The sequence below is a fragment of the Borrelia hermsii DAH genome (assembly GCF_023035675.1).
In the GTDB taxonomy this organism is placed as follows: Bacteria; Spirochaetota; Spirochaetia; order Borreliales; family Borreliaceae; genus Borrelia; species Borrelia hermsii.
In genome coordinates, this window is sequence record NZ_CP073136.1 from 237,085 (window position 1) to 251,026 (window position 13,942).

14 protein-coding genes are annotated in these 13,942 nt (G+C 30.7%); 6 read left to right on the forward strand and 8 right to left on the reverse strand.

The features are described from left to right. Positions 1 to 8 precede the first annotated feature (8 nt). The 6 genes from bhDAH_RS01135 to bhDAH_RS01160 all read right to left on the reverse strand — a co-directional run bounded on the left by bhDAH_RS01135 (position 9) and on the right by bhDAH_RS01160 (position 5,061). The gene (locus tag bhDAH_RS01135; protein WP_012422003.1) at positions 9 to 416 is read right to left on the reverse strand and encodes a bactofilin family protein; all 408 of its coding nucleotides are present in this window, start codon (positions 414 to 416) and stop codon (positions 9 to 11) included. Between the two features lie 3 nt (positions 417 to 419). After that, on the reverse strand, positions 420 to 746 hold the full coding sequence (locus tag bhDAH_RS01140; protein WP_012422004.1) for an HU family DNA-binding protein: 327 nt from the start codon (positions 744 to 746) through the stop codon (positions 420 to 422). An 11-nt stretch (positions 747 to 757) separates the two neighbouring features. After that, entirely contained in the window at positions 758 to 1,015 is a 258-nt protein-coding gene (gene rpsT, locus bhDAH_RS01145) for a 30S ribosomal protein S20 (protein WP_012422005.1), read from the reverse strand. A gap of 70 nt (positions 1,016 to 1,085) precedes the next feature. Next, a complete protein-coding gene (locus tag bhDAH_RS01150) occupies positions 1,086 to 1,907 on the reverse strand; it encodes a hypothetical protein (protein ID WP_043924518.1) in 822 nt (273 codons plus the stop codon). A gap of 13 nt (positions 1,908 to 1,920) precedes the next feature. Next, positions 1,921 to 3,027: a redox-regulated ATPase YchF gene (ychF, locus tag bhDAH_RS01155; RefSeq protein WP_012422007.1), complete on the reverse strand. Its 1,107-nt coding sequence runs from the start codon at positions 3,025 to 3,027 to the stop codon at positions 1,921 to 1,923. A gap of 24 nt (positions 3,028 to 3,051) precedes the next feature. Further along, positions 3,052 to 5,061 (reverse strand): tetratricopeptide repeat protein, encoded by a 2,010-nt coding sequence (locus tag bhDAH_RS01160; RefSeq protein WP_411431477.1) that lies wholly within the window; start codon positions 5,059 to 5,061, stop codon positions 3,052 to 3,054. Between the two features lie 152 nt (positions 5,062 to 5,213). Here bhDAH_RS01160 and lnt point away from each other — a divergent pair, with 152 nt between their 5' ends. After that, positions 5,214 to 6,767 carry an apolipoprotein N-acyltransferase gene (gene lnt / locus bhDAH_RS01165; protein WP_012422009.1) on the forward strand — a complete coding sequence of 518 codons (1,554 nt, stop codon included), beginning with the start codon at positions 5,214 to 5,216 and terminating at the stop codon, positions 6,765 to 6,767. On the opposite strand, the gene bhDAH_RS01170 is transcribed toward lnt, so the two are convergent. After that, entirely contained in the window at positions 6,731 to 7,495 is a 765-nt protein-coding gene (locus bhDAH_RS01170; RefSeq protein WP_043924407.1) for a hypothetical protein, read from the reverse strand. The two genes, lnt and bhDAH_RS01170, sit on opposite strands and share 37 nt — an antisense overlap. 69 nt (positions 7,496 to 7,564) lie before the next feature. Beyond that, entirely contained in the window at positions 7,565 to 8,167 is a 603-nt protein-coding gene (locus bhDAH_RS01175) for a deoxynucleoside kinase (RefSeq protein ID WP_038443602.1), read from the reverse strand. Between the two features lie 239 nt (positions 8,168 to 8,406). Between bhDAH_RS01175 and bhDAH_RS01180 the strand changes: the two genes are divergently transcribed. The 5 genes from bhDAH_RS01180 to glpQ all read left to right on the forward strand — a co-directional run bounded on the left by bhDAH_RS01180 (position 8,407) and on the right by glpQ (position 13,942). Continuing rightward, a complete protein-coding gene (locus tag bhDAH_RS01180) occupies positions 8,407 to 8,721 on the forward strand; it encodes a hypothetical protein (RefSeq protein ID WP_043924408.1) in 315 nt (104 codons plus the stop codon). Positions 8,722 to 9,030: 309 nt separating this feature from the next. Continuing rightward, positions 9,031 to 9,807 (forward strand): MIP/aquaporin family protein, encoded by a 777-nt coding sequence (locus bhDAH_RS01185; protein WP_012422012.1) that lies wholly within the window; start codon positions 9,031 to 9,033, stop codon positions 9,805 to 9,807. A gap of 61 nt (positions 9,808 to 9,868) precedes the next feature. Continuing rightward, complete coding sequence (glpK, locus tag bhDAH_RS01190) at positions 9,869 to 11,356, forward strand: glycerol kinase GlpK (RefSeq protein WP_012422013.1); 1,488 nt, start codon at positions 9,869 to 9,871, stop codon at positions 11,354 to 11,356. A 104-nt stretch (positions 11,357 to 11,460) separates the two neighbouring features. Further along, on the forward strand, positions 11,461 to 12,831 hold the full coding sequence (gene glpT, locus bhDAH_RS01195) for a glycerol-3-phosphate transporter (RefSeq protein WP_043924409.1): 1,371 nt from the start codon (positions 11,461 to 11,463) through the stop codon (positions 12,829 to 12,831). Positions 12,832 to 12,919: 88 nt separating this feature from the next. Continuing rightward, positions 12,920 to 13,942 carry a glycerophosphodiester phosphodiesterase gene (gene glpQ, locus bhDAH_RS01200; RefSeq protein ID WP_012422015.1) on the forward strand — a complete coding sequence of 341 codons (1,023 nt, stop codon included), beginning with the start codon at positions 12,920 to 12,922 and terminating at the stop codon, positions 13,940 to 13,942.

Consider the following 13,942-nt stretch of genomic DNA (forward strand, 5'->3'; position numbering starts at 1 on the left):
ACACTAATTCATTGAAAAGTATCTTTTAGTTGTGAAACTGTAAAAGAAAATAAATCTATGCTTTCATTAGATTTAATCATTTCACACTTACCATCAAAGACTATATTATCATTAATAAATATCTTTTTTGTCTTAACATCGCCATATATCTTACAACCACTATTTAAATAAACCTTATTGCTAGCATTAACATTTCCCTTTAAAATCCCCTCAATTACTAAAGTATCACAAATTACCACATCTGTAATAACTTTACTATTTTTACCTATAAAAAGTATTCCACTTTTTGAAAAAATATCACCCTCAAAAGAAGAATCAAGATATAAAGCACCCTCAAACCTTAACTTTCCTCTGAAAATTAAGCTTGCATCCAACTTACAATCCCATTTGTAAGAATCTTTAACATTAACAGGCATTAACTATCCCTTAATGCTCCATACTCGTTCTTTTAAATCTTTTCCTGGACGAAAATAAGCAACATGATGATCATCAACGTTAACATACTCGCCTGTTTGAGGATTACGAGCATTTTGGCGACCTTTTCTTTTCCTAAGTTCAAATGTGCCAAAAGATCTAAACTCTATAATATTATTAAGACAAAGACTATTCTTAAGTTCTTCAAAAAAAGCATCAACTACAAGTCTTATATATTTTTTCTCTAATCTTTCATTACTATTTTTAATATTTAAAGATATTTGGTCAACAATATCTGATTTAGTAACTTTGGGTCTTCTTGAAAAAGACATAAACTAGTTCCTTATCGTAATAACAAAATACTCAAATTTGATTTTTTACGCGCAGCTTTATTCCTATGAATTATTCTTTTCCTAGCAGCGGTATCTAACTTTTTTGAAACAAATTTAAAAAATTCCAAAGCTTCCTCTTTCTTCCCTTCTCTTATAAGACTCATACAACGCTTTTCTATTGTTTTTAATTCACTCTTAACGCTTACATTTCTCAGATTTCGCTTCAAATTTTGTCGAGCCCGCTTTAATGCTGATGGATTATTGCCCAAATTAAACTCCTTAATGCAGCAAACATGATAAGTAAATATACCAACTAATTACAATATAGTCAATCATACATCAAGCACACTTATTATAATATTTATCAATATAAGAAAACACTTTTTGCATCGAATAAGACATTCCCTCATTATTAATATATACCTTTTTAAGAGCCTCTTCATGTTTATAAAAAAAAGACAAATAATCATCCCTACCAAGCTCAGAATAATGAACAAATACATTATCAAAGAATTTATAAAAGTATTCTTTATGCGAAAAGATTTTTCTCTCATAAACAGAATCCTTTCTAAATTCATAAAAAATAACTAAATCTTTAATCACTAAAATATCATCTATTAAAACCTTAACACCTATAAGTAAAATAAGCAAAAATATTACTATACTACTAAATGAAATATAAAAAACAAAAATACTAATCAAGACTCGAAATAAAAACATCAACAAATAAACACCTGAAATATAATACCTTATTGGAAACTCCTGGGTCTTTGCAATAAATAAATCACTCCTAATGCTTTTAAGTTTCCTAAAGAAATCACTTAAATATTTTTTTCTTAAATAACAAATTTTTATTTTAACTCCACTATTTAAACTTAAAATTAACATACTATCTAACAATCTCTTTTCAATCCATACGATATCATTGAAATCAAAATTAATCCCGGAATAAAATTTTTTATAAAAAATTTTATTCTCTTTGCAATCAATCTCATAAAAATATCTTAAACAAGAAACCATTACAAAAAGACTTACCAACATTAAAAAAAGAATAAAAGTCCCAAAGATATTTCTATATAACAACACATACAATATAGAAAAGCTTATATTAAGAAAAAAAATAAAAATTAATCTGATTTTATAAAAAAATAACCCATTCATATTAATGTTGTATTTAAACATTAAATTTAAAGAAAATTATATCACCATCTCTTACCAAGTAATCTCTCCCCTCAAGCCTAAGGCGCCCTTTCTCCTTTACGCCCTGAACGCCCTGAAATTCAACCAAGTCATCAAATGAATACACTTCCGCCTTAATAAAACCTCTCTGAAAATCACTGTGAATAATACCTGCGGCTTCTGGGGCTTTCATTCCATCAATAAAAGTCCAAGCTCTAACTTCCTGCTCTCCCGCTGTAAAATAGGTTCTCAAGCCCAAAGCATAATAAGTTGTTCGTATTAAATTACTAAGACCGCTATCCTTTATTCCCATAGACTCAAGCAACTCTTTTCGATCATTCAAGTCCTTAATCTCAGCAAGTTCTGCTTCAAGCTTAGCACACAAAATTAAATAATTATTACCCTCACTTAAAGCTATATCCCTTACAGTATCTGTATATTTATTACCACAAAGAGAACTCTCATCAACATTACAAACATATATAACCTTTTTAATAGTCAAAAGATTTAAAGATTTGATAAAATTATGCCCAAATTCATCGAACTCAAATTCAATTGCCGGCCTAACATTCATCAAATGCTTCTCAAGTCTCTTAAGCATTGAAACAATTATTTTTGCATTCTCACTAACCTTTTTATCAACGCTCTTTACATTTTTTTCATTCTTTAAAATGCTTTTTTGTACAGTATCAAGATCTGCAAGACATAACTCTGTATTAATTGTGCTTATATCTCTTTGCGGATTTACATCTCCATCAACATGGATAACTTCTCTATCTTCAAAACATCTAATAACATGCACAATAATAGAAACCTCACGAATATTGGCCAAAAATTTATTACCAAGTCCCTCTCCCCTAGAAGCTCCCTTCACAAGCCCTGCAATATCGACAAATTCCATTACAGCAGGAACAGTTTTTTTTGACATAACCAAACTAGCAATTTCTGAAAGCCTAAAATCAGGTATTTCTACTATACCTATATTTGGATCAATAGTACAAAAAGGATAATTAGCAATCTCTGATTTTGATGCTGTCAAGGACGAAAACAAAGTAGATTTACCAACATTAGGTAGCCCCACTATTCCCACATTAAGTGACATAAATAAAACTCCATAAATTAAAATCTAATTAACCAAATATGCAAATTCACCCCTACCTATCTGCTGATTAAAATTTACCTCAACAGACAGATTGTAATATCCATTAGGTTCTTGGAGACCTGGATAATCATACTCAAGCAAATAAGTTCCTGTTTTTTGTCTCATCATTAAATCATAAACCCTAGATACTCCCTCATAAGATGAAAAAGGAATAATTGCACCACCAGTTTCATTTACTAAATACTGTAATTTAGTCTCAACAGGATTATTGCCAAATAATATTAAATAAAATCTAATATCATTATTCTTATAATAACTTAAAATAGTATCTATAGAATATCTATTAAAAGCAGAACGACTTAAATCTCCGTTACTAAAATAAAGTACAGCCCTTCTTGCACTCTTTGACATAAGCTCAGAACCTGCAAGTTTAAGACTAACATCAGTCTTTACATAATTTAAATCATAAGTTCCAAGAGAATTTGTCTTATGAATAGTACTTACCAAGCTCTCAATATTATCTACTAAAGGCACGCTTGTTGCATTTATAAAACTAAACTTCTTGTTCGCTCTAGACTTTATAAGAGTATTTACACTCATAATCTGTTCTGACTCATAATTTTTCATAGCAAAAGATTTATCAAAAACAATTGCAATATTCATATCATTAGAAGTATTAATATCATAAGCAATTTTAGGATTAACAATGTAATACTCTTCATTGGCAATTGCAAAATTTTCACTCTTTAGGCCTATAACTGGCAAGCCATTCCTACTACTAACATTAAGTTCAACATAAATCTTAGGACCCCCAGCCTTAATTACTCGACGCACATCAACATTTAGGCTATCATAAACACTAACATCACTTTTATAAATCGAAATCTGAGCATTATCAAAGTCTGAAACAATTATTTGATTATTAACATCAATAATTGAAGACGAAATTTTAGAATCAATCTTATCTGCTTTTAAAAGCTTAACAAACGTTTTTCTTAACACGCTGTACTTATAAACACCATACTTTGAAGATATAATAATACTATTACCCGTAACATCACTACTAAGGCCTTCTATTCCCTCAAGAGAAGTTGGAATAGAATACAAATGATTACCACTAGTATCAAAAACCTCAATGGAATTCCTAGGAGCATCAGCAACATAAATATTCCCATTTAAATATGTAACACCTGTTGGACCTAAAAGCCCCATATATCCAACTGTTTTAATACCAAAATGCAAAATAAAATTGCCTTTAGCATCAAATTTACTTATTCGCTTATTGCCCCATTCGCTAACATAAATATAATCTCTCTCATCAACTGTCATATACTGAGGGGCGAGCAATTTACCAGCCTCAGTACCCTTCTTCCCAATTGAGCCCCTTTTAATACCAAAAGTTTTATCATATATGCCAATCTCATCATTTGCATAAAGTGTCACATATAATAGTTCACCAAGTTCAATAACATCATAAGGTGACTTTAGAGAAGTAATTCCATCCTTAATCAAAACATTAACATTATTATTAGCATCAAAATGTAATATTTCATTTCCTACAAAATTAACAGCATAATATCCGCCATATTGATCAGCTTTCAAAGACGTAATCTGATATCCATTTGGCCGTTTGTAAATAGAATTATTAAGAGAAGCGACTTGGACCAATCTTTCAACATCAAGTTCATTATGCAATGATATACCTCTTCTTTGTTCAATTATGGATATTAACTGTCTAAAATAAGCTGCCTTGTATCCTTGGGATTGCAAATTTCGCCATTCCATCAAAGCTTCCTCAACATATCCCAACCTATAATAAACATTACCTATCCAAAAATGATAATCGAGATTGCTTGGATCAAAACTTAAAACTCTCTTAAAAGATAATAAAGCATCATCATAAAGCCCATTATTATAAGAATTAAGTGCCCATTTGAATTCTTCTTGAGCATCTTTGTTGGTCACTATACCTTGAGAATTTAAAACAAATGCGCTTCCAAAAAATAAAGCAACTACATTCAATATTAAAACCATTTTCTTTATACTTAAGCAAATACTATACAAATTTGGTATTGTTATACAAAACATATTATATATATTATACTATGCAATATCGCATATTAATATCTGTACCATTTAATATGCAATATATTTTTATGAATAAATATTAATAAAAAAGAGGAAAAATGAAAATAAGATATTTCTGCCTAGCCGCATTTTCAGGCATGCTTACAACTCTGGCAATCCCAAATGAAATCAAAAACATAGGATATTCAAGCATTGGTCTAGTTGCATACATACCACTTTTCATCGCATTAATTCAAATAAAGAATAAAAAAACTCTCATCAGTTTAACAATCTTTTACTTTTTAATAGCTAATAGCCTACAAAATTTTTGGCTTGCATTTTTTCATTCATTTGGACTAATCACATTCCTAGGAGCAGTATGTGGATATATTCCTTACGCTTTAGTTTTAGGATACTTGCTATACTATTCACTCAAAACTTTTAAGAATAAAACATTGACCTTAGCCATACTCTTCACATTTTATGATTACTCAAAATCAATTGGATTTGCAGCATATCCTTGGGGATTTTCAGCCTTTATGGTAAATAACTTTAATGATCTCATACAGGTAGCTGACATTTTTGGGGTCTTTTTTGTATGCTTCATCGTTTACTTTTTTAATGCAGGAATTGCAAATTTTTTCATAAAACAAAGCAAAACAAACACATTAAGCCTATTATTCTCCATTCTATTAGTAAGTACATCTTTCACTTACGGTATCATGAAAAAACAAGCATTAAATCCAATCTTAAGCAAAGAAATAGATACTCTAAAAATTGCAGCAATCCAACTTAATATCGATCCTTGGCTACCTGGAAATCATAAAGAAGGAATTAAAACATCTATTAAACTTACAAAACAAGCATTAAGAAAACACCCAGATACAGAACTTGTACTCTGGAGCGAAGGAGTATTAACTTTACCATTTAATTCTTACAAAGATTATATTTACTATGATGAAGAATTGATTGGGCTATATGATTCAATAAATGAACTAATAATAAACAGCAAAGCCTACTTTGTCATTGGTTCACCTTCAAGAACAGATAAAAGCTCATTCACATATCAAAATTCAGTCTATGCAATAAACCCTAATCTTAAGATAGAAAATATATATTCTAAAATATTCTTAGTTCCATTTTCAGAAAAAGTACCATTTTATGAATATAAATTTGTAAGAGATTTTTTCCGTCAAAACTTTAAACTTATAGGACAAATTAACGGAAATAAGCTTGAAATCTTTAAGCTCAAAAAATTCAATTTGGGCTTCCTAATATGCTATGACGATGCATTTCCAGATCTTGCAAGAAGCTATAAAAAACAAAACGCAAACCTATTATTAAACTTTTCAAATGATTCTTGGTCACATACAGACTCATCAGAGTGGCAACACTTCGTAGTAGCAAAATTTAGAAGCATAGAAAATGGAATTAAAACTGTTAGAGCTACAAATTCCGGAATAACTGCTGTAATAAATGAATATGGAGAAAATGTTCAAAGTCTAGAAACCTTTAAAAAAGGATATCTAATATCAAAAATAAAATTGCCTCCAAGATTCACAACAATCTATGAACACATTGGAGACTTATTTATATATGCTCTGGCAATAGCAGTTGTAATTATGACACTAAGATTCTATTTTATTGAAAAGAGTACCCATTTATCATCCTGATTTGCAAAACATAAAGTCTGAACATCTCTCCAAAATGGAATATTTTTAGTAAAATCATTTTTCTTAGTCTTAACTTTAATGCTATAAGAAACATCCGTATTTTTTATAACATTTAAAGATTTGAGATCATAAAAATCATCAGCTGCAAGATAACTCATATCGTCCTTATCAACATCATTTGAAACAATCTCTAACTTTGAAATAAAATCAGCTCTAGGTTCAACTTTTCCCAAAACTTTAACCTCATTAGCCATAACAGAATTAAGTAAACTTAAATCCTGGAAAAGAAGAGCTCTTACAAATTTGCTAAATTGAAATTTCACTGCTTGTTCTTTATGCTTCTCTCTTTCCCTATCTGCAATATATTCTATCTTAGGAGAATTTGTCATCTCACTAATTTCAATTTTATCGTGAGTTATCCCTGGAATATCATCAAGTTTAACATCATCAAATGCAAGAAAGTTAACCTCACCCTCCAATCTAATCTTAGAATCAATTTCCTCTACAGCAGCTTTAAGATTAACTTCTTCCTTCAATTTTGGATAAATTTCTAAAGCCTTCTTTTGAAAAATTTTTCCCTTCTTAATTTTTCCAACATCAATGTATCTCTGTCCAACTTCATAATAAAAAATAGCAAGTTCTTTTTGTCTATCATCAACTAAAGAACTATTTTCTGCAAATAAACTTATAAAAGCAAACGGCAAAAACAATAACACCAATTTTCTCATGCTAACCTCCACTAAAAATCTAGTCATTATTAAAAAACAAAAATCAAACTATAAATAATTCATAAGTAATTATATTACAAGTTTCTCTTTAATAAAAGCAATAAGCTTGCTTTTGTGTTCATCATCAAAAATATCCATGCTATCATAATCAAATTTCAATTTAGGCGATAAATTATAACTATCATACCAACTTAAATATTTCTCATTAAGGCCTTCAAGATACTCTCTAGGAATACCCGTTTCAAAGCTTCTATTTCTATTCTTAATGCGACGCTCAGCCTCATCAACGCTACAATCAAGATAAATCATCAATACGGGTCTTTGAGAATGCTCCAGCATATTATCAAGCAAATCAAAATATATCCTACATTCAGCATTGGAAATATATCCACTCTCATTTAAAAGAGAAGCAAAGACACGATCACCATAAATAGATCTGTCAAGTATCCCTCCCTTAGTCTTAAATATAGCCTTTATAAGCTTAAACCTTTCATTTAAAAAATTAATCTGAACTGAAAAAGCCCATCTGGACTTATCCTTATAAAACTTATCTAACATAAACAATGTAAATTCATTATTTAATTCACTGTAAAAAGGAATATTAAACTCTTTAGACAAAACATGCCCAAGCGTAGTTTTCCCTGCCCCAATTAAACCCTCAATTACAATCACCAAAATTGCCTCCAAAATCTCTAACTAATATTTAATAGTAGCTAAAAACAACATCATTTAAACACATAAAAACATAAATTATTAAGAAATATCAAGTAACAAAAAAGTTTAAAAAACTAAACTCAATATTATTGAATTCAGAATTTTTAAATCATTGACATTAATTGAAATAAAAAATAAAATCTCTAATATAAGAGACAATTCCATCTACTTTAATGCTCAGTTTAGGGGAATATTGAATGAATGAGAAATTTGAATTAATCGATTTAAATACCAGAATAACATTGTCTAACAGAATAATTAAAAAATTCATAAAAAAAACAATCAATAAATTTATAAAGGCAAGTCGTAAAAAGTTTTTCATCCTAAAAAGATTTATCAATGAAATTAAAGCATTAATCAAAAGGTTTAATTTATATAACATAAGTCATAAAATCCTAAACAACCAAAGAGGCTACGATTATAATTGGCCAAAACTTATATGCCATCATCTTAACCTCTTGACAGCAAAAGATGTATTAATGGATAAAACCTATGCTACGAAAAAAATATAAAGAGTATATCAATGCTTTTATATCAAATTCTATAAATTTTAAATAATGGATATTAAAATATCAAATGAAAAAGTAGCATCTAGTCAGCATGAAAAGACTTAAATGAAGTGCTTGTATTTGGCAATAATTTAACGAATTGAACATATGAGGGAAAATGAAAAATTATAAAAACACTGTATAAGACTGAAAACATCGTTTCTGTAATGAACAGATAGCTTATTACAGAAACATAATATTTTTAAAGGACGATAAATATTTTAGAAAGTTAATTTCAAATTAGATCTTATGTAATATTAAGGAGGTTAAAGAATGATTTATATACGATTTAAAGAATTTATTGCAGAATTTTTAGGCACATTTATTTTGCTAGCACTTGGAACAGGTTCTATAGCAATGACAACCCTATTCCCATCAAATCCTGCTGTAGCTGGAGAAATAATAAAGGGGGGCTATACAAATATAGTACTTGGTTGGGGCCTAGGTGTAACATTTGGGGTTTATACAGCTGCAAAAATTAGTGGTGCACATTTAAATCCTGCCCTTAGCATTGGACTTGCTAGTATTGGCAAATTTCCAACGTCAAAGCTTTTCCACTACATTTTAGCACAAATACTTGGGGCATTTTCTGGAGCTCTAATGACACTAATTGTATTCTACCCTAAATGGATAGAAATAGATCCTACATTTGAAATTACCCAAGGCATCATGTCAACTTTTCCCGCTGTCTCTGGTTTTTGGCCTGGATTTATTGACCAAATATTTGGAACATTTTTATTGATGTTTTTAGTTCTAGTTGTTGGAAAGTTTGTCAAGGAAGAGACTCAAAACCCATTTTTCCCCTTCATTATTGGAGCAATAGTTCTAGCCATTGGAATAAGCTTTGGAGGAATGAATGGTTATGCTATTAACCCAGCAAGGGATTTGGGGCCAAGAATATTACTACTACTGGCTGGTTTTAAAAATCACGGTTTTGATGACATGACTGTATTCATCATTCCTATATTAGGCCCAATAATTGGCGCTATTTTAGGTGCTATAGTTTATGAATTTACCTTAGAAGACAAAAATAATCTTAAAGAATTTTAATATAATCCAAATAACATTGATTATTTGGTTATTGAAATAATGCTAAGGAAGGGCAACTACTATGAAATATATTCTATCTCTTGACCAAGGCACAACTAGTTCAAGAGCGGTAATATTCGATAAGAATGCAAACATAAAAGGATTTGCAAAAAAGGAATTTAAACAAATTTATCCACATCCAAGTTGGGTTGAGCACGATCCAAACGAAATATGGGGCTCTCTACTAGGAGTTATGGCAGAAGCTTTAGCAAACGCAAGAACTTTTCCCAATAATATTGAAGCAATTGGAATCACAAATCAAAGAGAAACGACCATTATTTGGGATAGGAACACAGGACATCCAATTTATAACGCAATAGTCTGGCAAGACAGAAGAACCGCACAACTTTGTGATGAATTAAAATCAAAAGGAAAAGATAAAATTTTTTTACAAAAAACAGGTCTTGTATTAGATGCTTACTTTAGCGGCACAAAAATAAAATGGATACTGGACAATGTTGCAGGAGCAAGAAAACGAGCAGAAAAAGGGGAACTATGTTTCGGAACAATAGATACTTGGATAGTATGGAACCTTACTAAAGGAAAAATACATATTACAGATTATTCTAACGCATCAAGAACTCTACTTTTAAACATTAAATCACTTAAATGGGACTGTGATCTATTACAAATATTAGACATCCCAAAATCACTTTTACCTGAACTTAAACAAAGTTCCGAGGTGTATGGCAAAACCGACGCTTCCGCACTGGGAACAGAAATCATTATTTCAGGAATTGCAGGGGATCAATTTGCAGCAACATTTGGACAAGCATGTCTTCAAAAAGGAATGGCTAAAAATACCTATGGAACTGGCTGCTTTGTCACTGTCAACATAGGAAAAAAACCCATCATAAATGAACAAAAAATTTTAACGTCAATTGCATGGGGAAGAAAAAATTCAATAACTTATGTTTTTGAGGGAAGTGTTTTCATTGGGGGAGCTGTAATTCAATGGTTAAGAGACAATCTAGAACTATTTAGAAAAAGCGGTGATGCAGAGGCAGTAGCAGCCTCAGTAGATAATAATGGGGGCATTTATTTCGTGCCAGCATTTGTAGGACTTGGAACACCTCATTGGGATCCTTATGCCAGAGGAATGATTATTGGACTTACAAGAAGCTCAACAAAAGAACATATTACAAGAGCGGCTCTTGAAAGCATTGCATTGCAAAGCTTTGATGTACTAACCGAAATGCAAAACTCTATTCAAGAATTTGAAATAAAGGAATTAAGAGTTGATGGGGGAGCTAGTAAAAATAATCTACTTATGCAATTCCAAGCTGATATTTTACAGTGCAATGTTGTAAGGCCCAAAATCACAGAAACGACCGCTCTTGGTTCTGCCTATCTAGCAGGACTTGCTGTTGGATATTGGGAAAGTGCTGAAGAGATTACAAGTCTTTGGAAATCAGATAAAATATTTGAACCTTCAATGGAAAAAAGTAAAAGAGAAGATTTAATCTATAATTGGAATAAAGCTATTAAGAGGGCAAAAGCTTGGATTTAATAACTTCCATTACTAATATTTCAAATATCCAAAGACTAATATTTCTTAAGCTATACACTTAATATATAAAATTAAAATTTGGTAAATACATGGAGTATTCAATTATGAAAAAATTATTCAATTTTCTAAAACCAGCACCTCATATAAAGAGAGTACACAAAGAATTAGAAGAATCATTATATAAAAAATATAGATTTCAAATATTTATGTCAATATTTATAGGATATGCTGGATTTTATTTAACGAGAAAAATCTTTGCATTTGCTATGCCAGCTCTTGAAAAAGACGGTTTTAGCAAAGGGCAATTAGGAACAATTTTATCTGGGGTTTCAATTGCATATGGATTTTCTAAATTTATTATGGGAAACGTCTCAGATCGAAGTAATCCCAGGTATTTCTTAGCGCTAGGGCTATTTCTAACAGCAATAATTACCATTATATTTGGATTATTCCCGTGGAAATCAATTGAAAGCACCATAATTGCAGCAATATTAATGTTCATTCTAATGTTTGTAAATGGATGGGTTCAAGGCATGGGATGGCCTGCGTGTGGACGAACTATGGTTCACTGGTGGTCAAGAAAAGAAAGAGGACTAACTGTTGCCACATGGAATTTATCTCACAATATAGGAGGGGGAGCAGCTGGAATAATATCCTCTTGGGCTCTGTTTTATTTTAAGGAATGGCAAGCTATACTTTATGTACCAACAGGACTAGTAATAGGAATTGCAATATTTGTTTTGCTTGCACTAAGGGATACACCTCAATCTGTAGGATTACCACCAATTGAAGAATATAAAAATGATTATCCTGATAACTATACAGAAAAGGCAGAAGAAGAACTTAATACAAAAGATATATTTGTAAAATATGTCCTTAACAATAATCTGCTATGGTATATAGCTATTGCTAATGCATTTATATATTTTGTAAGATACGGGGTCCTAGATTGGGCACCATCATACCTCTTGCAAGTAAAACACTTTTCCATAAAAAACTCAGGATGGGCATATTCACTTTATGAATTTTCAGCTATTCCTGGAACAATAGCTTGCGGATGGATATCTGATAAAATTTTTAAAGGAAGAAGATCGGAGACTGGAATAATTTTCATAACCGCCACTCTTATTGCAATAATTATATATTGGCAATTACCAGAAAATAATCCAACACTCACAACTGTTATCTTGGCAATAATAGGATTCCTAATCTACGGCCCTGTTATGCTTATTGGTCTTCATGCTCTTGATCTTGCACCAAAAAAAGCTGCAGGAACTGCTGCAGGGTTTACAGGATTATTTGGATACATAGGGGGTTCTGTTACTGCTAGTGCCATTACAGGAATTGTATTGCAACACTTTAATTGGGACGTCTACTTCTATCTATTAATAACTGCATGCATATTTGCAATAATATTTATGAGTTTAACATTAAAGAAAGAGAAAAAAATTAATGACACTAATAAACTACAATAGTAATTATTACAATAGGCATTATATAAAAATAAAAGGTTAATAAATTATGTTATATAATATAATAATCATAAGTATGAGAGGTTAAATAATGAAATCAATTAAAGCAAAATCATTAATATTTATAATTAACATTTTTCTCACAATTTCCTGTCAGGGCGAAAAAATGAGTCAAAACCAAAAATCACCATTAGTTATAGCTCACAGAGGTGCCAGCGGATATCTTCCAGAACATACCTTAGAAGCTAAAGCATACGCTTATGCCTTAGGAGCTGACTACCTAGAACAAGACATTGTTTTAACAAAGGATAATATTCCTGTTATAATGCACGATCCAGAACTTGATACAACAACAAACGTTGCAAAACTATTTCCCGAAAGAGCTAGAGAAAACGGAAGGTATTATTCTGTTGATTTCACACTAGATGAACTTAAATCATTAAGCCTTAGTGAAAGATTTGATCCGGCAAGCAGAAACCCAATATATCCTAACCGTTTCCCCCTAAATGAACATGATTTTAAAATTCCAACTTTAGAAGAAGAAATACAATTTATACAAGGATTAAATAAAAGCACAGGTAGGAATGTTGGAATTTATCCTGAGATTAAAAAACCATTATGGCATAAACAACAAGGTAAAGACATATCTAAAATTGTAATAGAAATTTTAAATAAATACGGATATAAATCAAAAGAAGACAAAATTTATCTTCAAACATTCGATTTTGACGAATTAAAGAGAATAAGGGAAGAACTTGGATATCAAGGAAAATTAATAATGCTTGTTGGTGAGAATGACTGGGATGAAGCACCAACAGACTATGAATATATCAAATCAGAAGAAGGTATGGCAGAAGTTGCAAAATATTCTGATGGAATTGGACCTTGGATACCCCAAATTATAATTGAAGGCAAAATAACAGATCTTACAAGTTTAGCACATAAACATAATATGGAGGTTCATCCTTACACATTTAGAATTGACGCATTGCCTTCATATGTAAAAGATGCAGATGAACTATTAGATTTATTATTCAACAAAGCAAAAGTAGATGGTATATTTACAGACTTTACTGATACAGTAGTGAATTTCATCACAAAAATAAAACCATAG